This is a genomic window from Mycobacterium sp. IDUB_39 (genome assembly GCF_055419205.1).
Genome location: NZ_JBVAXF010000004.1, coordinates 305,023 through 322,959 on the forward strand (window position 1 = coordinate 305,023; position 17,937 = coordinate 322,959).

The 17,937-nt window shown below is 66.3% G+C and carries 18 protein-coding genes; 7 read left to right on the forward strand and 11 right to left on the reverse strand.

All coding sequences use genetic code 11. The annotated features are described in order from the left end of the window. Window positions 1-10: 10 nt before the first annotated feature. Genes ACZY0X_RS16800 through ACZY0X_RS16810 form a run of 3 tightly spaced genes read right to left on the reverse strand, consistent with a single transcriptional unit; the run spans window position 11 to window position 3,548 of the window. Window positions 11-1,222: a CaiB/BaiF CoA transferase family protein gene (locus tag ACZY0X_RS16800; protein WP_463771989.1), complete on the reverse strand. Its 1,212-nt coding sequence runs from the start codon at window positions 1,220-1,222 to the stop codon at window positions 11-13. Then, a complete protein-coding gene (locus ACZY0X_RS16805; RefSeq protein ID WP_463771991.1) occupies window positions 1,219-2,445 on the reverse strand; it encodes an alpha/beta hydrolase family protein in 1,227 nt (408 codons plus the stop codon). The genes ACZY0X_RS16800 and ACZY0X_RS16805 overlap by 4 nt, the downstream gene beginning before the upstream one ends. Beyond that, on the reverse strand, window positions 2,442-3,548 hold the full coding sequence (locus ACZY0X_RS16810; protein ID WP_463771992.1) for a homogentisate 1,2-dioxygenase: 1,107 nt from the start codon (window positions 3,546-3,548) through the stop codon (window positions 2,442-2,444). Before ACZY0X_RS16810 ends, ACZY0X_RS16805 begins: the two co-directional genes overlap by 4 nt. 641 nt (window positions 3,549-4,189) lie before the next feature. Here ACZY0X_RS16810 and ACZY0X_RS16815 point away from each other — a divergent pair. Continuing rightward, window positions 4,190-4,483 carry a helix-turn-helix domain-containing protein gene (locus tag ACZY0X_RS16815; protein ID WP_463772470.1) on the forward strand — a complete coding sequence of 98 codons (294 nt, stop codon included), beginning with the start codon at window positions 4,190-4,192 and terminating at the stop codon, window positions 4,481-4,483. Between the two features lie 24 nt (window positions 4,484-4,507). On the opposite strand, the gene ACZY0X_RS16820 is transcribed toward ACZY0X_RS16815, so the two are convergent. From ACZY0X_RS16820 to ACZY0X_RS16830, 3 genes are read right to left on the reverse strand one after another with little or no spacing between them, the layout of a single operon-like run. Then, the gene (locus ACZY0X_RS16820) at window positions 4,508-4,888 is read right to left on the reverse strand and encodes a nitroreductase/quinone reductase family protein (protein ID WP_463771993.1); all 381 of its coding nucleotides are present in this window, start codon (window positions 4,886-4,888) and stop codon (window positions 4,508-4,510) included. 26 nt (window positions 4,889-4,914) lie between these two features. Further along, complete coding sequence (locus tag ACZY0X_RS16825; protein ID WP_463771994.1) at window positions 4,915-6,063, reverse strand: acyl-CoA dehydrogenase family protein; 1,149 nt, start codon at window positions 6,061-6,063, stop codon at window positions 4,915-4,917. A 50-nt stretch (window positions 6,064-6,113) separates the two neighbouring features. Beyond that, the gene (locus ACZY0X_RS16830) at window positions 6,114-6,692 is read right to left on the reverse strand and encodes a TetR/AcrR family transcriptional regulator (protein WP_463771996.1); all 579 of its coding nucleotides are present in this window, start codon (window positions 6,690-6,692) and stop codon (window positions 6,114-6,116) included. A 283-nt stretch (window positions 6,693-6,975) separates the two neighbouring features. On the opposite strand from ACZY0X_RS16830, the gene ACZY0X_RS16835 reads away from it, so the two are divergent. After that, window positions 6,976-7,956 carry an esterase family protein gene (locus ACZY0X_RS16835; RefSeq protein ID WP_463771997.1) on the forward strand — a complete coding sequence of 327 codons (981 nt, stop codon included), beginning with the start codon at window positions 6,976-6,978 and terminating at the stop codon, window positions 7,954-7,956. A gap of 110 nt (window positions 7,957-8,066) precedes the next feature. On the opposite strand, the gene ACZY0X_RS16840 is transcribed toward ACZY0X_RS16835, so the two are convergent. The 4 genes from ACZY0X_RS16840 to hisN all read right to left on the reverse strand — a co-directional run bounded on the left by ACZY0X_RS16840 (window position 8,067) and on the right by hisN (window position 12,598). After that, window positions 8,067-9,065: an oxidoreductase gene (locus tag ACZY0X_RS16840; protein WP_463771999.1), complete on the reverse strand. Its 999-nt coding sequence runs from the start codon at window positions 9,063-9,065 to the stop codon at window positions 8,067-8,069. Between the two features lie 36 nt (window positions 9,066-9,101). Beyond that, window positions 9,102-10,310 carry an acyl-CoA dehydrogenase family protein gene (locus ACZY0X_RS16845; protein WP_463772000.1) on the reverse strand — a complete coding sequence of 403 codons (1,209 nt, stop codon included), beginning with the start codon at window positions 10,308-10,310 and terminating at the stop codon, window positions 9,102-9,104. 31 nt (window positions 10,311-10,341) lie between these two features. Next, window positions 10,342-11,739: an acyl-CoA dehydrogenase family protein gene (locus ACZY0X_RS16850; protein WP_463772001.1), complete on the reverse strand. Its 1,398-nt coding sequence runs from the start codon at window positions 11,737-11,739 to the stop codon at window positions 10,342-10,344. Between the two features lie 88 nt (window positions 11,740-11,827). Continuing rightward, entirely contained in the window at window positions 11,828-12,598 is a 771-nt protein-coding gene (gene hisN, locus ACZY0X_RS16855) for a histidinol-phosphatase (RefSeq protein WP_463772003.1), read from the reverse strand. 24 nt (window positions 12,599-12,622) lie between these two features. Here hisN and ACZY0X_RS16860 point away from each other — a divergent pair, with 24 nt between their 5' ends. Together ACZY0X_RS16860 and ACZY0X_RS16865 are read left to right on the forward strand one after the other, a co-directional pair. Next, a complete protein-coding gene (locus tag ACZY0X_RS16860; RefSeq protein WP_463772005.1) occupies window positions 12,623-12,970 on the forward strand; it encodes a hypothetical protein in 348 nt (115 codons plus the stop codon). A gap of 337 nt (window positions 12,971-13,307) precedes the next feature. After that, window positions 13,308-13,718: a TIGR03618 family F420-dependent PPOX class oxidoreductase gene (locus tag ACZY0X_RS16865; RefSeq protein ID WP_463772006.1), complete on the forward strand. Its 411-nt coding sequence runs from the start codon at window positions 13,308-13,310 to the stop codon at window positions 13,716-13,718. Between the two features lie 11 nt (window positions 13,719-13,729). Here ACZY0X_RS16865 and ACZY0X_RS16870 read toward each other — a convergent pair whose 3' ends face one another. Beyond that, complete coding sequence (locus tag ACZY0X_RS16870) at window positions 13,730-15,112, reverse strand: FAD-dependent oxidoreductase (RefSeq protein ID WP_463772008.1); 1,383 nt, start codon at window positions 15,110-15,112, stop codon at window positions 13,730-13,732. A gap of 176 nt (window positions 15,113-15,288) precedes the next feature. Between ACZY0X_RS16870 and prfB the strand changes: the two genes are divergently transcribed. Genes prfB through ACZY0X_RS16885 form a run of 3 tightly spaced genes read left to right on the forward strand, consistent with a single transcriptional unit; the run spans window position 15,289 to window position 17,925 of the window. Then, complete coding sequence (gene prfB / locus ACZY0X_RS16875; protein WP_463772010.1) at window positions 15,289-16,404, forward strand: peptide chain release factor 2; 1,116 nt, start codon at window positions 15,289-15,291, stop codon at window positions 16,402-16,404. Next, window positions 16,394-17,383, forward strand: a complete 990-nt coding sequence (locus ACZY0X_RS16880) for a mechanosensitive ion channel family protein (RefSeq protein ID WP_463772012.1) — start codon at window positions 16,394-16,396, stop codon at window positions 17,381-17,383. The genes prfB and ACZY0X_RS16880 overlap by 11 nt, the downstream gene beginning before the upstream one ends. Then, window positions 17,380-17,925 (forward strand): hypothetical protein, encoded by a 546-nt coding sequence (locus ACZY0X_RS16885; protein ID WP_463772013.1) that lies wholly within the window; start codon window positions 17,380-17,382, stop codon window positions 17,923-17,925. Before ACZY0X_RS16880 ends, ACZY0X_RS16885 begins: the two co-directional genes overlap by 4 nt. Window positions 17,926-17,937: the final 12 nt, after the last annotated feature.

Below are 17,937 nucleotides of genomic sequence, written 5' to 3' on the forward strand. Positions count from 1 at the left end.
CCCTGCGCGTTCACAGCACTCCCTCCGCCCGCAACGCATCGAGTTCCTCGGCCGACCGCCCGAGCAGATCGCCGTAGACCTCATCGTTGTGCTGGCCGGGCCGTGCCGACCCGGCCCGGCGGATGGTGCCCGGTGTCTGCGACAGCACGGGAATCACACCGGGACCCTTCACATTTCGTCCGATGCGTTCGTCCCAGTGATCGGCGATCATGCCGCGGGCCTGCAGCTGTGGATCGGTGACGACCTCGGCGACAGTGTTGATGGGTCCACTGATCACGCCGGCCTCCGACAGTGTCGAGATGACGTCGGCAGGCTGCCGCTGCGCCGCCCAGTCACCGATGATCTTGTCCAGCTCGTCCTGGTTGCGGCCGCGCGCGACGTGGTTGGCGAAACGATCGTCGGTGGCGAGTTCGGGCTGGCCCATGGCGCCGCAGAGCCTGCGGAACACGGTGTCCTGGTTGGCGGCGATGACCACCCAGCTGCCGTCGGCGGTTGGGTAGATGTTGGACGGGGCGATGCCCTCGAGCCGGGTGCCGGACGGCCCGCGCACCACGCCGCCGACGTCGTAGTCGGGGATGGTCGACTCCTGCACCGCCAGACAGGCCTCGGTCAGCGCGGCGTCGACGATCTGCCCCTCACCGGTGACGGTGCGCCGGTAAAGCGCGGCCAGTGCGCCCTGCGCGGCGAACATGCCCGCCAGGCTGTCTCCCAGGGACAGCGCCAGACGTGGGGGAGGCCCACCGGGGAAGCCGTTCATGTGGCGCAGCCCGCTGGCCGCCTCGGCCACCGATGCGTAACCCGCCTTGTGCGCGTCCGGCCCGGTCTGCCCGTAACCGGAGACGCGCACCAGGATGATGCCGCGGTTACGCTCGCGCAGAACGTCATAGCCGAGATTCCACTTCTCCAGCGTGCCCGGCCGGAAGTTCTCCACGATGATGTCGCTGCGCTCGACGAGGTCGAGGAAGAGCTCGCGACCCCGGGCCTCGCGCAGGTTGAGCGTGACGGCCTTCTTGTTTCGGGCGTGCACGGTCCAGAAGAAGTGGTGCCCGTCGAGTTCGGCCTGACCCCACGTCCGCAGCGGGTCGGGCGCACCGGGCGGCTCGATCTTGACCACCTCGGCGCCCATGTCACCCAGGAGTCGGCCGGCGAACGGACCCGAGATCAACGTGCCGACCTCGATGACGCGGATACCGTCCAGCGGACCGGTGACATTCTCACTCATCGGGACTCCATCGATCCCGGGTCGCTACGCTCCTGCCCGCCGAATCCGTGCCGGTGCAGCCAATCGGTGATGACCCCGACGGCCTGGCGCAGCGTGTCCCGTTGGTCGGGGCCCACGTAGTAGTGGTTGGCGCCGGGGATCTCGTGCATCTCCTTGTCAGGATGTCCGATCGCCTCGAACAGCCGCCGGGTGTGGCTGGGAGTACAGGCGTCATCGGCCAGATTGCCGATGACCAAGGCGGGCACGGCGATGTCGGGGCCCGCCTTGACGGCGTCACCGTTGGCGTCGTCGTAGCTCCACTGCGACAGCCAGCTGCGCAGCGTGCAGAACCGGGCCAGTCCGACGGGGCTGTTGTTCACCACCTGCGGGTCACCCAGGTAGCAGGTGCCAGGGGCGCGGTCGTTGGGGTCCACGGTCGGGTCGAGCCAACGGGGATCGGCCATGGTGCCGTGCACGACGAACGCGAACTCGTCATCGGGCCGTCCGGAGTTCCTGAACTCGGCCAGTTTGTCCTTGACCCAGGCCGTGATTCGACGGTTCCGCGCGATCTGTGCCGCGTGGTAGCGGTCCAGGAACTCGCGCGTGTAAGGCGGATGGTTGGGGTTGTCCGGGTTGTACAGATCGAGTTCTGGATCTCGTTTTCCCGGGTCGGACTCGTCGAGTATCGACGCGTCCATCCACTCGGTCATGGTGCCGTGGCGGCTGATGTGCGCGGCCAGCAGCATGATCGCATCGGCGGGGATAAGCCCCAGCTTCGTCAGGTCGGGGCCGTCGCCGGACGGGCTCGCGGTGACTGTGGGGTTCTGCGCCTGCTGCTGGTAGAACACCGACAGCGAGCCGCCGCCGCTCCAGCCTGCCAGCACCACCTTGGAGTAGCCCAGCCGGTTCTTGGCGTCCTTGATGCACTCACCCAGATCCTCGACGACCTTCTCCATGAGCAGGGCGGAGTCGGTGCCGCGGAAGCGGCTGTTGCAGTAGATGACGTGGTGCCCCGCGCGCGCCAGCCCGTTGATCATCGGCAGGTAGGCGCCGCCGCCGATGGGGTGCATGAACACCAGCACGGTGTCGGAGGGCTTGTCCTTCGGTTTGAGCAGGTAGCTCTCCAGCACCACCAGTTCGGCGACGCCGCCGTACACGTCGCGAACACCCGAGGTGTTCTGGTAGGCAACGAGATACGGGATGCGCTCGTAGTCGTGCTTCGCCGGCTGCTGTGTCGTCGTCACTGGTGCTGCCCCAGATCGTTGGCCAGAACTTCTTCGGATGGGATGAGTCGACGCCTGGTGTCGATCGCGATCACCGACCAGTCCACCCGGTCGTAGTCGTCGAACTTGCGGCGCGCTCGTTCGCGTGCCTTCTCGGGTGCGCCGTGGTGAACCCCTTGTGGCGCATGGGATACCAGGCCGGGTGGCATCGGGATGCCGTACAGCGAGCCGGAGTGGAAGAACGCAATCTCGTCGTAGTCGACGTTGCGGTGGTACCAGGGGGTGCGCTCGGTTCCCGCGACGCCCTCGGCGGGCTTGGGCAGGAAGTTCATGATGTAGACGCCGGTCGCCTCCATGAACAGGTGCACGGTCGGCGGCAGGTGAACGCTGTCGGAGGTGATGACGTTGTAGTCGTCGATGTTGAAGGTGAAGGGGAAGTTGTCCCCACGCCACCCCTCGACGTCGAGCGGATGATGTTGGTAGTACAGCGTTGTCGGGCCGCCGTCGTGAATCAGCCGGACCTCGTACTCGCCGTCGACCTGCGGACCGACGCCGTCGTCGATGGGTGCGGGATCGGGAATGACGGCCTGCGACGGATCGAACGGGAAGTGCCTGCCCAGGTAACCGGCCGGCGGGACCCGGAACTCGTCGGTCGCCTGGATCATGAGCCAGGTGCTCTCCTGGTCGGGGATCTGGCGCCATGTGCACGCCTTGGGGATGTAGACCCAGTCGCCCGCGCGGTAGCGCAAGGGGCCGAACTCGGTCTCCAGCAGGCCGGCACCCGTGTGCACGAACGCCAACACGTCACCATCGACGTAGCGCACGAAGAACGGCATCTCCTGACTGCGGCGAGACAGCAGCACAAGGCAGTCGGCGTTGGAGAACATCAGCAGCGGACCGCCGTGCGCATCGGTGGCGTCACTGGGCTTGAGCTCACTGGACAACACGTCGAGCGGGCGCAGCGGACCGACCGACCGATAGGCGGTTGGGTCGTTGCGCCGGAACATGTTTGCGGTGCGGCCGGTGAACCCGGCGCGGCCGAGTTCGTCATCCTTCAGGCCGTTGAGATCCGCATGCAGTCGCCGCGGGGTGTTGCCCTTGCGCAGGTGCACGAACGATTCCATCGTCAACTCCTCGAGTGCCGATAACTAAAAGTGACATTAGTTTCACTTATGTGGCGGTGTCAACGCTCCGTCGTGTCGCGGTTCCGTGGGTCCGGAAAGGTTCAGAACTCCGCACAGAAAATCTCACTCAGCGGGGGTAGACATTTGGATTTGGGTTGGTTAAGTTATCTCTCGTAACCAAGAGAGTGATGGCGCGGGAGATGAACTACCCGCGGAGAGCATGGATGGTGGCGGTCCACACGCCCGAGACATGTAGGGCGTTGTTGTCGGACCGTCTGTAGGTGCAGTACAAGCAAGACGCAGTACAAGCAAGACGCAGTACCGAGCATGTGAATTACCCAGCAAGTGAATTACCCAGCAAGTGCAGTACAAGTTGGAAGAAGGGAGGAGTCGCATACCCGCTGCATCGCCCGTTGTTGATCGAGTGTGTGTTGGGCCGATGCAGCAATTTCATCAGCAATACAGATGGATGGTAGTAATCACTCCTCAGGGCCGGCGGCCCCGGTGCGATCGTTGCCCGGGCCGCCGGCCCTTCACTTGCAGTGGGGGGTGACCGTGAAAGGTGTTGTGGGAAAACGAAGGATTTGACCGAAGGAAGCGCCGAGGAGAGATTCGACGACGAGAGTTACCCGGCTTACAGCATGGGTAGCGCCGCACGGATTCTCGGTACGACGCCAGGATTCTTGAGAAGCCTCGATGAGGCGAAGTTGCTTGCGCCGCAGCGTTCGGAGGGCGGGCACCGCCGTTACTCCCGAGACCAACTGCGGATCGCGGCACGGGTCCGCGAACTGGTGGATAACGGCACGGCCCTCGAGGCGGCGTGTCGCATCATCGTCCTCGAAGACCAACTCGCCGGCGCACAGGCCGACAACGCGGAACTTCACCGCACCATCGATAATCGACGTGCGGATACCAACGCCGACGAAACCCAGTGAGACACCCGACGAGATCGACCCGGATTAACCGTCGAGGTCGACGCGCACGGTCAGCAGATTGGTTCCGAAGGTGCGCACGCCGAAGCTGTTGAACTGCGGTAGTTCTCGAAGTCGCGCATGAGGGTCGTCCCCGGGAACCAGATGCGCTGTGCCGCTGTGCCACCGACCGCGCAGGCGCACGCGCACACGCGGGTTGGCCTGGATGTTGCGCACGTACTGGGACTGCTCGCCGAACTCGGACACGAACCAGAACTGCTTGTCGATCCGCTTGCCTCCCAGTGGGGTGCGGCGGGGCTCACCGGACTTGCGGCCGACGGTCTCGAGCAGCGTCTGCGTCGGGATGTGTCGCATCACGGGGTTGGCGATCCGCTTCTGGAAGAACTGGGTCACTGCGGCGCTTGGCATGTTTCCCATTCCACAACGCCTGAGGGTCACACCATCGCCGTTCGCGGAATCTTCATGCCCAGGCTCAGCGCGCCGGCCAGTTCGCGGCTGGTGTCGTAGTCGAACACCACGTGGCCCGAGAGGACGTCGACGTCGCGCTTGAACCGCTGCAGGGGACTGTCCAGGAAGTGCACGCTGGCTCCGGAGGCCTCGAAGAGCATCGCGATCACGGCCCGTGACTCGTGCACGATGTGGGCGGCGGCCATCCGGGCGTCGCCGCGCACCGGCTGGGGCACCTCGTCACCGCTGGCGACGATCGTCTCGATCTGGCCGACGGTGTCATCGAGCAGGCCGTGCAGTGCACGCAGCCGCACCTTGGCCTCGGCGAGGCGGGCCTGGGCGATGGGCTTGTCCCTCTGCATCACGCCCTCATAGGCCAGCACGCGCTGCGCGACGCGTTCGGCGTACAGCTCGGTGACACGCTCGGCGCTGCCGAGCGCGGGCATCGCCGCCAGAAGGGCCAGTGCGGGCACCATGGGCCAGCGGTAGGTCGCCGAGTCGTGCAGGCCCGCACCGGGCGCGGTGCCGCGGTAGATGTCGATGACGCGCACCAGGCGGTGCTCGGGCACGAAGACGTCGTTGATGACCGCGTCGTTGGATCCGGTGGCACACATCCCGTCGGTGTGCCAGACGTCCTCGACGACGATCTCCGAGATGGGCACCAGAGCCATGGCGGGATAGATGCCGTCGTCCGGCCCGCACAGTGCGCCCACCATGATCCAGTTGCCGTGCATCACGCCGGTGGCCCATGACCACTTGCCCGTGAGTCGGATGCCGCCATCGACGGGGACGCCGCGGCCCGTGGGGGCCAGGGGAGCGGGGGCCAGGAACGGACGGTTGGAGAACGCCTCCTGCTGGGCCTGCTCGCCGAACAGGGCCAGCATCCAGTTGTGCAGGGTGTAGAAGCCGATCGTCCAGGCGCTGGAGGTGCAGCCGTGCGCCATACGTCGGACGGGATCGAGGATCTCCGGGAAGGCCGCCTGCTCGCCGCCAAACCGCTTGGGGACCAGAAGTTCGGTGAAACCCGATGCGGCCAGATCGATCAGGGTGTCGTCCGGGAGTCTGCGGATGTCCTCGGCGTGGCGGGCGCGTTCGGCCAGCCGTTCGACGAACTCATCGGTGATGGCGCTGTCCATGCGCCGAAAGTACCATACTTTTTAGTATGGAAGCCGTGAGCTGTCGGCTCTCAGTTCGTGAGCATCAGCTCGACGAATCGCTCGCGGCGAACGGCATCCATCGCGCCGGGCGTCGCCCCGGACAGATGCAGGAAGCCGATTCCGGCCGCGAAGACCACGTTGGCGCGCAGGTCGGCCTCCTCGGCGTCGAATCCGTACTCCAGGAACGTCCGGCGCACCGCCTCCACGACCCGGCGGTCAGATGAGCGCACGCTGGTCGCGACCGCTTCATCCGACCGTGCCCATTCGCGCATGGCGCGCTCCAGGGTCCAGTGCCGAGGGCTGACCAGTGCCGCCATCATCTGGGAGAGCCGGTCGGCGGGTGTGAGGTCGTCCATGTCGTCGAATGTGCGCCGATCCTCGTCGCGCAGCTGGCCCCACGACTCGACGAGCGCGGCGCGATAACTGGGCATGCCGTCGAAATGCCAGTAGAAGCTGCCCTTGGTGACTCCGAGCCGCGCGCAGAGCCGGTCGATCTTGAGCGCCTTGATGCCGTCCTCGGCGAGAATCACAAAACCCGCCTGGACCCAGTCGTCGATGCTGAGCCGGCTCGCCGCCTTGCTGCCGGAAACGCCGCGAGAAGTCGCCACGAGCAGCAGCCTACGGGTCGAATGTGCACGTCAACTGACGCTCGCGTCACCGGGTGATAGTCGTTACGAATGGGTGTCGCGGACCGTCCCTAACTTTCAGGAGGTACGTCCGACGTGTTTTACTGCCCAGTACAACTGAATTCTTCTGGTCCGCTCTTCCCCCACTATGGTTGGGTAGAGCGGGCGCTGCCGCGGGAGTAACAAAAGCGGCGGGGTGCGCGATCAATCCGATCATAGAATGCACGGGTTACCAGGTAACCGGGACTGAATGGGAATTTGATAGATGTTCGTTGACAGAATTGGCGGCCGTTGGGCCCGCCGCTTGTTGGTTGCGACCATGGCAGCGCTGGTGCTGCCAGGACTGGTCGGGCTGACGGCAGGCAGCGCGACCGCAGGGGCGTTCTCACGTCCCGGTCTGCCGGTCGAGTATCTGATGGTGCCGTCGGCCGGTATGGGCCGCGACATCAAGGTGCAGTTCCAGAGCGGTGGCGAGAACTCGCCCGCGGTGTACCTGCTCGACGGCCTTCGTGCTCGTGATGACTTCAATGGCTGGGACATCGAGACCGCCGCGTTCGAGTGGTACGTCGACTCGGGCCTGTCGGTCGTGATGCCCGTCGGTGGCCAGTCCAGCTTCTACGCCGACTGGTACGCCCCGGCCCGCAACAAGGCGGGCCCGCCCGTCACCTACAAGTGGGAGACGTTCCTGACTCAGGAGCTGCCGGCCTACCTGCAGGCCAACCACGCGGTGAAGCCCACCGGTAGCGCCGCGATCGGTCTGTCGATGGCCGGCTCGGCCGCACTGACCCTGGCGATCTGGCACCCGGAGCAGTTCATCTACGCGGGTTCGATGTCCGGCTTCCTGAACCCCTCCGAGGGCTGGTGGCCCTTCCTGATCAACGTCTCCATGGGTGACGCGGGCGGCTTCAAGTCCGAGGACATGTGGGGCAAGACGGAAGACCCGAACAGCGGCTGGAAGCGCAACGACCCGATGGTCAACATGGACCGCCTCGTCGCCAACAACACCCGGATCTGGATCTACTGCGGTAACGGCCAGCCCAACGAGCTCGGTGGCGGCGACGTCCCCGCGAAGTTCCTCGAGGGCCTGACCATCCGCACCAACCGGACCTTCCAGGAGAACTACATCGCTGCGGGTGGCCGCAACGGCGTGTTCAACTTCCCGGAAGCCGGCACGCACACCTGGTCGTACTGGGGACAGCAGCTTCAGCAGATGAAGCCTGACCTCCAGCGCGTCCTGATCGGCTAGTCAGCTCGTAAATCGGTTTAGCTCGTAAAACGGCACCGATGCATGACACCTCCGGGTGTCGGCATCGGTGCCGTTTTCGTTGGCGTGACGGGTCGTTCGGTGTGGACGGCTCAGAAGCCGCCGGCCACCCGCACGACGGCCCGACCCGAGTGGCGGCCCGCCCGGACCTCATCGATCACCGACACCACGTCCTTGACGTCGACGATGTGAGACACCTCCGCGAGGTGACGTGGCCGCAGCGCGGCGCCAAGTCGGCGCCACAGCTCGCGGCGCGGTTCGATGGGTAGCTGCACCGAGTCGATACCCAGAAGGGCGACACCGCGCAGGATGAACGGCATCACGGTGGTGTTCAGCGCCGGGCCACCGGTCAGGCCGCTGGCGGCCACAGCGCCGCCGTAGGAGATCGTGCTCAGCACGTCGGCCAGGGTCGCGCCGCCCACACAGTCCACCGCCGCGGCCCATTTCGTCCGGCCAAGGGGGCGCGGCTTGGCGTCGGGATCCTCGGGCAGGCGCCCGATCACCTCGGATGCGCCGAGCTGCTTCAGATGGTTGGTGGCGTCGGGCTTGCCGGTGGAGGCGACGACGGTGTAGCCGGTGGCTGCGAGGAGGTCAATGGCCACCGAGCCGACGCCGCCGGTGGCACCGGTGACCAGGATGGGACCGTCGCCCGGGGTGATACCGCGTGCGATGAGCGCCTGCACGCTCATCGCCGCAGTGAAGCCGGCCGTGCCGATCGCCATGGCGTCCTGGGCGCTCAGAGCGCCCAGGCGGACCACCTGATCGGCCGGGACCCGGGCGATCTCGGCGTACCCGCCGTGACGCCCCGTGCCGATGTCGTAGCCGTGGGCCAGCACCTGATCGCCGGGGGCGAACTCCTGCGACTGGGACTCGATCACCTCACCGGCCAGATCGATGCCCGGCACGATCGGATACTCACGCACCACACCACCCTTGGGCGTGACGGCCAGTGCGTCCTTGAAGTTCACGCTGGAGTACGCCACCCGGATGGTGACGTCGCCCGGGGGTAGGTCGGCGGGCTCCAATGTCTCGACTGCCGTGACGATCTGATCGCCGTCCTGGCGCGCTAGGAGTGCGTGGAAGGAGTTCATTCCGCCGACGCTAGCGCGTCGGGCTCGTGAGGTCTCCTACTTCAGTTCGGCCGATGACAGCCCCAGCAGCCGGCGGGCAATCACGAGCTGCTGAATCTGTTGAGTGCCCTCGAAGATGTCGAGGATCTTGCTGTCGCGGGCCCACTTCTCGAGCAGCGTCTCCTCGGAGTAGCCCGCGGTGCCCGCCAACTCGACGGTCTTGAGCGTGATGTCACTGGCGACGCGGGCGGACTTGGCCTTGCCCATCGACGCCTCCTTGGAGTTCGGAATCCTGTTGTCCGCCTGCCACGCCGACTTCATGGTCAGCAGGTAGCCGGCCTCCCAGTCGGCCTCCATGCGCAGGAACTCCGCGGCCGCGGCGTTCTGGGCGTGAGCGGGCTTGTCGTACGAGATCTCGACGCCTGCGTCGGTCAGGATCTTCCGCAGCTCCTCCAGGGCGGCACGTGCGATGCCGACGGCCATGGCGGCCACGATCGGACGGGTGTTGTCGAACGTCTCCATGACGCCGGCAAAACCCTTGTCCACGTGGATGTCCGGATCTCCCAGGAGGTTCTCCTTGGGGATGCGGGCGTTGTCGAAGCGGATGACAGCGGTGTCGGAGGCCTTGATGCCGAGCTTGTGCTCGAGGCGCTCCACCGTGACCCCGGGGTGCTCACGCGGCACGATGAACGACTTGATCGCAGCCCTGCCCTTGGACTTGTCCAGCGTGGCCCAGACGACGATGTGGGAGGCACGCGAACCGGCGGTGACGAAGATCTTCTCGCCGTTGATGACGTACTCGTCACCATCGAGCTTGGCGGTCGTGGACACCGCCGCCGAGTCTGAGCCGAAGCTCGGCTCGGTGATGGCCATCGCGGCCCACACCTTGCCGAGGCGTTCGAGCTGCTCGTCGGTCGCCACGCCGGAGATCGCCGCGTTGCCCAGGCCCTGGTAGGGCACGGACAGCATCAGGGCGACGTCGCCCCAACTGACCTCGATCACGTTGAGCACTGCGGACATGTTGCCGCCGTTGATGTTTCCCTGTGGTCCGTCGGTCGCCCGGAATGCCTCCGCCCCGGCGAACGAGATGGTCTTGGCCTCCGACATGCCCTCGAACAGGTCGGCCAGCGTGTCCAATTCGACGGGGTAGGCGTGCTCGGCGAGGTCGTACTTGCGCGAGATCGGGCGCAGCATCTCGGCGGCTCCGGCGTGGCCCTTGTCGATGACGGCCTGGAGCTTCTTCGGCATTTCCAGATTGATTGCCATGTCGATTATCCGTTCTTCTTCTCACGCACCGTTAGAGGACTACGACGCCCTCGGCGACGCCGAGCACGCGAAGGTCGCGATACCAGCGTTCGACGGGATGTTCCTTTGTGAAGCCGTGACCACCGAGCAACTGAACGCCATCGAGGCCGATCTGCATCGCCTTGTCGGCACCGAACTTCTTGGCCAGGGCGGCTTCTCGCGCGAATGACAGCCCCTGCTCGGCGCGGGCGGCGCCGCGCCAGGTGATCAGACGCAGGCCGTCGAGTTCGATCGCGATGTTGGCGCACATGAACGCCACCGACTGACGGTGGGCCACCGGCTCACCGAAGGCCTCGCGTTCCTTGACGTAGGGCACGACGTAGTCGAGTACGGCGTGCGAGGTGCCGACTGCCAGCGCGGCCCAGCCCAGGCGGGCCAGTGCGATCGCCTCGGAGTAGTCGGAATCGGATGCGTCGTCCTCGCCGAGGCGGTTGTGCAGCGGTACGGCGACGTTGTCGAGCTCGATCCGGCCGAGCGCTGCAGCGCGCACGCCCATGCTCGGGTCGGCCTTGACGGTCAGACCCTGCGAGGCGGACTCGACGATGAAAAGGGTTGGCTTACCGTTGAGTTGGGCTCCGATGATGAAGATCTCGGCATCGGCGGCGGCGGGCACCAGCGACTTCACGCCCGACAGGCGGTAACCGCTGGGGGTGCGCACAGCGGTGGTCTTCAGCGCGGTCGGATCGAACAGCGCCTGCGGCTCGGCGATGGCTACGCAGGCCTGTGGGACGTCCTCGCCCGAGAACTCCTTCAGGTAGGTGGCCTGCTGATTGGCGCTGCCCCAGTGCGTCAGCGCTGACGCCACACCGCCCGGAGCGAGAATCGGCAGTGCCAGACCCATATCGCCGTAGGCGAGCGCCTCGGCCACCAGCGCGTTGGTCACCGTGCTGCGGTGTTCGGCGATGCCGTCGAAGTCCTCGGGAACGTGGAACGCCGTGATGCCGAGTTCGGCGGCCTTGACGATCAGGTCCGTCGGGTAGGTGGCGGCCTCGTCGGCGTCGTGGGCCGCTGGCCGCAGGATCTCGGCCGCGAAATCGTCGACGGTCTCGACGATCATCTTCTGATCGTCGTCGGGGGTGAGGTCGAAGTAGTCGGCTCCACTGGGTCGCAGCCGGGTCGCCGGCTTGCCCAGGCCCTGTACGCGTTTGAACTGCCGGGTCGAGGCGCCGACTGCGGAGAAGCTCGTCTTCACGCCGAAGCGCAGGCCGCGGTTCAGCGGCTCGCGCAGGTTGTAGCGGTCCAGGAAGCTAAGGCCCAACAGCGGTGTGAGTAGCGCCAGTCCGATGTCGGTCGGCGTCCTCTTGTGCTTGCGGACGCCGACGGCGCTCTCCGAACCGGAGCGGCGCGGCCGCTGCTTGGTGCCGGACTTGGACGGCAGGGTGTTGGTCATGTCGCAGCCTCGCGTCGTTGGGGCAGTGCAATATGACCCTATCTTACTCCGGAGTAAGATAAGTGGACTGTTAGGCAGCTCACATGGGTTACAGGAGCCCCAGCACCTGCTCGTGCAGAAGGCCGTTGGTGGCCACCGCACTGCCGCCGTGCGGTCCGGGTGCGCCGTCGAGATTGGTGAACGTGCCGCCCGCCTCGCGGATCAGGATGTCCAGGGGGGCGAGGTCCCACAGCTTCACCTCGGGCTCCGCGACGATGTCGACCGCGCCCTCGGCGAGTAGGCAGTACGACCAGAAGTCGCCGTATCCGCGCACCCGCCACGCGGCGTCGGCGAGGTCGAGGAAGCGTGCCCGCCGATCGTCCCAACCGATCAAGTCCGAGTAGGACAGGCTCGCGGATCCGATGTCGGCGACGGCGGACACCGAGATGCGGCGGGTGGTGCCACGGAACGACGTGAACGCGCCCTGGCCCGCGCCGGCCCACCATCGGCGGTTCAGCGCAGGCGCGCTCACCACGCCGACGGTGGGAACACCGTCCTCCAGAAGCGCGATGAGCGTCGACCAGACGGGAACTCCGCGGACGAAGTTCTTGGTGCCGTCGATCGGGTCGAGCACCCACTGCCGGCCCTCGAAGACCGCGGTGCCGCCGTACTCCTCGCCGAACAGCGCATCCCCGGGCCGACTCGCGGTGAGCAGTGCGCGCAGAGTCTCCTCGGCCGACCGGTCGGCGTCTGTGACCGGCGTCAGATCGGGCTTGGTCTCGATCCGCAGGTCTTGGGCGCCGAAGCGGTCCAGGGTGAGGGCGTCGGCCTTGTCGGCCAATCGCAGTGCCAGTTCGACGTCATCTGCAACGGTGCTCATGGCAAGCAGTCCTACCATGGCGGTGTGTTGGAATTTATGGCGCTGGTGATCCTGGTCGGTGTGATCGCGATGATTGTGATTCCCCGCATGCGGAAGGGTGGACCCCGCGGTGAGGTCGCGCACGGCACGCTGCTGGTCACGGGCGTGAGTCCCCGACCCGACGCCGAGGGGGAGCAGTTCGTCACGATCAGTGGCGTGATCAACGGCCCGACCGTCACCGAGCACGTCGTCTACCAACGGATGGCCGTCGACGTCGGTAACTGGCCCACCATGGGCCAGTTGATCCCGGTGGTCTACTCGCCGAAGAACCCGGACAACTGGAGCTTCGCGCCGCCCGAGCCCATCCAGCCGCCGCCTGCGCCGCCGTACTAGGCGGCGTGGCCGAAATCGCCGACGTCGAAGGCGAAGTTGATCTCGGTCTCGCTGAGTATGAGACGGTAGGTCCCCGGTAGTGGCGGCGCCTTGGAGGCGTAGGTCGAGCCGGTGGTGTGACGAGATGCACTGTGTGACAACCCGAGTGGTCAAACCTGCCGTTCGCTCGCCAACCGGCGGCTTCCTTGGCGTAGTTGCAGGCCGCACACGTCCCGCGTCCGTTGACGGCGTTGGTGCATCCTCCGTGCGCGGCAGGCTCGGCGTGGTCGTGATGACGGATCGGGGCATCGCAGTACGGGGTGCTGCAGGTGTCGTCTCGGATGGGTATGACAGAACGATGCGCCAAACCCCACCGCTACCCGCCGATCTGCTCGATCTCCTTCGCCGGCCGAGCCCATGTTTCGTCACCACGCTGATGCCCGATGGCTCGCCGCAGCTGACGCAGACGTGGGTGACCACCGACGGCGAGAACGTCGTGATCAACATCGTCGAGGGCAGTCAGAAGGACAGGAATCTCGTGCGTGACGGACGCATCGCCGTCAATGTCGTCGACCCGGACAACGTCTTCCGCTACTACGGCGTGCGCGGCCGGGTGATCTCCAGGACCACCGAAGGCGGCGCCGAGAGCATCGATGAGATATCGCAGAAGTACCTGGGTGTTCCGTATCCCGGTTTCACCGGCCGGCCGGAGACCCGGGTTCTGGTCACGATCGCCGCCGACAAGGTCACCCCACCGGTGAGCGACTGACGGGCCTGCCGTCAGCGGTGGCCGACTCGCAGCATGTCGGCGATGTTGGTCAACTTCACCCGCGGCCGTCCGAGCTTCTCGCCGGCCGCCTTCTCATGATCGTCGATCAGCTTCCAGTGGTCGCCGGTGACGAGTTTGGGTTGGCGCTCCAGAAGCCACGCGGCGAGGGTCTCGGAGTGGTCGGCCGCGAAGTCGGCCACCTCGCCCGCCGCGAGGTCGGCGACGAGGGTGTCGACGGTCTCCTGGGAGTCCTTCTTGTTGCTGCCGATGACGCCTGACGGGCCGCGCTTGATCCAGCCCACCACGTAGGCGTTACGGGCCCCCTCGACGTGGCCCATGGTGTGGGGGATGGTGCCCGACCGCTCGTCGAACGGAATCCCAGGTGTCGGCACGCCGCGGTATCCGACCGCGCGCACCACCAATTGGGCGGGCAACTCCTCGCGCACGCCGGTGTCCTTGGCGACCACGCGCTCCCCGTCGTCGACGAGTTCGTTGGTGCCCAACACGATCGACTCGACTCGACCGTCACCCTTGAGTTCGATCGGCGACGTCGCGAAGCGGAAGATGATGCGGCGCTTGGCGCCCCGCGGCTCCTGCGCGGCGTACCCGCGCAACACCTTGATGTTCTGCTTGACGGCCTTCGGCGCGGCCTCGAGGTCCTCGTCGGAGATGTCGGCGAAGTCCGCGGGGTCGACAATGACGTCCACATCCGCCATCGCCTCGAGATCACCGAGTTCACGCAGTTCCAGCGTGGTGAACGGGGCCTGCAGCGGGCCACGACGCCCGACCACCACGACCTCTTCGACGCCGCGCGCGTGCAGCGCATTCAGTGCGTGGTCGGCGATGTCGGTGGTGGCCAGCAGGTCGGGGTCGCTGACCAGGATGCGCGCCACGTCAAGCGCGACGTTGCCATTGCCGATCACCACGGCCCGCCCGCAGGAGAGGTCGGGCAGCATCTCCTCGAAGTGTGGGTGCGCGTTGTACCAGCCGACGAAGTCGACGGCGGCGACGCTGCCGACCAGATCCTCGCCGGGAATGCTCAGCGGCCGGTCCGACTGCGCGCCGATGGCGTAGACCACCGCGTCGTAGCGTTCGGCCAACTCGTCGGCCTGCACGTGCTTGCCGACCTCGATGTTGCCGAAGAAGCGAAAGCGTGGGTCCGCCGATGTCTTGGCGAACTGCGCGCTGATGGTCTTGATCTTCGGGTGGTCGGGTGCCACGCCGGACCGCACGAGCCCCCACGGCGTCGGCAGCATGTCGAGCATGTCGATGCGGACGTCGCGCCGGTTCGCGTCGTCGGTGCCGTCCGAGGCGTCGGCAAACTTCAACAGCGAGGCGGCGGCGAAGTAGCCCGAAGGACCGGAACCGACGATCGCGACGTGATAGGGGCGCATTCTTCAGCTTTCTTTCAAGCACTGTCCCGGGCGTGCAAGGGGCTGTCGCATCGCCGATGGGCTGGTCACACAGGCATGCTAGCCCCGGAATTGGCCGCCATGTCCTGGGGGAAGTAGGAACATGTGATGGGGGAAGTGGGAAGTGTTAGGTGAAGCGGTGGGTACGCTGATTTCCCGTGGATCCCGACCAGCAAGCCGACATAGCAGCCCTTGACACCACCCTGACGACGGTGGAGCGGGTGCTGGACGTCGACGGTCTGCGCACGCGCATCGCGGGTCTCGAGCAGGATGCCTCAGATCCCAAGCTGTGGGACGACCAGACGCGGGCCCAGAAGGTCACCAGCGAGCTGTCCCACGCCCAGGGTGAGCTGCGCCGCGTGGAGGCGTTGAGGCAACGGGTCGACGACCTCCCGGTGCTGTATGAGATCGCCGCGGAGGAGGAGGGCCAGGACGGCGAGACTGCCACGGCCGAAGCCGATGCCGAACTCGCGAAGCTGCGCGAGGACATCGAGGCCATGGAGGTCCGCACGCTGCTGTCCGGAGAGTACGACGAGCGCGAGGCCGTCGTGACGATCCGCTCGGGCGCGGGCGGGGTGGACGCCGCCGACTGGGCCGAGATGTTGATGCGGATGTACATCCGCTGGGCCGAGAAGCACGACTACGGGGTCGAGGTGTTCGACACGTCGTATGCCGAGGAGGCCGGCATCAAGAGCGCCACGTTCGCGGTGCACGCGCCCTACGCCTACGGCACGTTGTCGGTGGAGCAGGGCACCCATCGCCTGGTGCGGATCAGTCCATTCGACAACCAGGGTCGACGGCAGACGTCGTTCGCCGAGGTCGAGGTGCTTCCCGTGGTCGAGACAACCGATCACATCGAGATTCCGGAAGGCGATCTGCGCGTCGACGTCTACCGGTCCAGCGGTCCCGGCGGGCAGTCGGTCAACACCACCGACTCCGCGGTTCGACTCACCCACATTCCCACCGGGATCGTGGTGACCTGTCAGAACGAGAAGTCGCAGTTGCAGAACAAGGTGTCCGCCATGCGGGTTTTGCAGGCGAAGTTGCTGGAGCGCAAGCGTTTGGAGGAGCGCGCCGAGATGGATGCGCTCAAGAGTGATTCCGGAAGCTCCTGGGGCAACCAGATGCGGTCATACGTTTTGCACCCGTATCAGATGGTCAAGGACCTGCGTAACGAATACGAGGTCGGGAATCCGGCCGCGGTACTCGACGGAGACATCGACGGATTCCTGGAGGCGGGAATCCGTTGGCGCAATAGGAAAGATGACGACTAGTAGCGTCCAAGCGGTGAGCTACCACGCGATCGGGTGGGCCCAGGGCTGGCACGATTTCTGGCGGGGTGACATCGGCGAGTGGATCATCACGCGCGGTCTGCGGATCGTGATGCTGATCATCGCCGCGGTACTGATGGCTCGCTTCATCACCTGGGCGGCCCGAAAGATCACCCGCCGCATCGACGCCGAGTACCTCGAGAGCGACCAGCTGGTGCGCACCGAGAGTGCCAAGCACCGCCAGGCGGTCGCATCGGTGATCTCCTGGGTGTCGATCGCGGTGCTGTTCGTGGTCGTGATCGTCGAGATCACCGACATCATCGCCATCCCGGTCGGATCGCTGGTCGCGCCGGCGGCCGTGCTCGGTGCCGCGCTCGGTTTCGGTGCGCAACGCATCGTGCAGGACCTGCTGGCCGGTTTCTTCATCATCACCGAGAAGCAGTACGGCTTCGGTGACCTGGTGTCGCTGACCGTCACGGGCATCGCCACGCCGGCGGAGGGGACCGTCGAGGACGTGACGCTGCGCGTGACCAAGCTGCGTTCCAGCGAGGGCGAGGTGTTCACTCTTCCCAACGGCCAGATCGTCAAGACCGTCAACCTGTCCAAGGACTGGGCGCGTGCCGTTGTGGACATCCCAGTGCCGACGACGGCGGATCTGAACAAGGTCAACGAGGTACTGCACGGGGTGTGCAGCACCGCGATGGACGACAAGCTGATGGCCCCGCTGCTGCTTGATGCGCCCCAGCTGATGGGTGTCGAGAGCATCGAACTCGACACCGTCAACCTGCGTATGGTCGCGCGCACCTTGCCCGGCAAGCAGTTCGAGGTGGGCCGACGGCTACGCATGCTCGTCGTGCGTGCGCTCGGCCGCGCGGGCATCGCGAGCCCCGCCACGTCCTCGCCCACGGTGGGAGCCATCGTGCACCCGTCCACCGCGGGCGGCGCGGAGGAGGAGACCCAGGGTCCGGTGAGCAGCCGATGAAACCGACCAATCGGAGTTGGTGGAAGCCGCTTCGTACGCGCGAGGCGGGAAACGGCTGGCCCGATTACCTGCTATGGGGACGGGTCAGGACGTCGACGGTCGCGTTGATCATCGCGTTCTTCGCCGTCAACTGGCTGTATCAGACCTATCGGCCGCCGCCCCCGCCTCCCGTGGAGCGGCAGCCCTCGCAGGTGGTGCCACCGGGCTTCATGCCCGACCCGGAGTACACCTGGGTGCCCCGTACCAACGTCCAGGAGCGGCCACGGACGACGACACCGACAACCACGACGACGACCACCACGACGGAGCCCAGCCCGACTGACACGCCGTCACCCACGACGCCCACGACACCCGTGCCGCCGACGGACGAGGTGCCGACGACCGTCGTCGACCCAGACGGTCCGGGGCCACTGCCGCCGAGCACGGTGACGACGACGATGCCCCCGGCGCCGGGCTTCACGCTGCCGACTCTGCCGCCGCTGCCCCCGCCCTTCGGACCGGGGCCCGCACCAGCGCCCACCACTCCTGCGCCACCGCGGTAACGGGGTATCGGA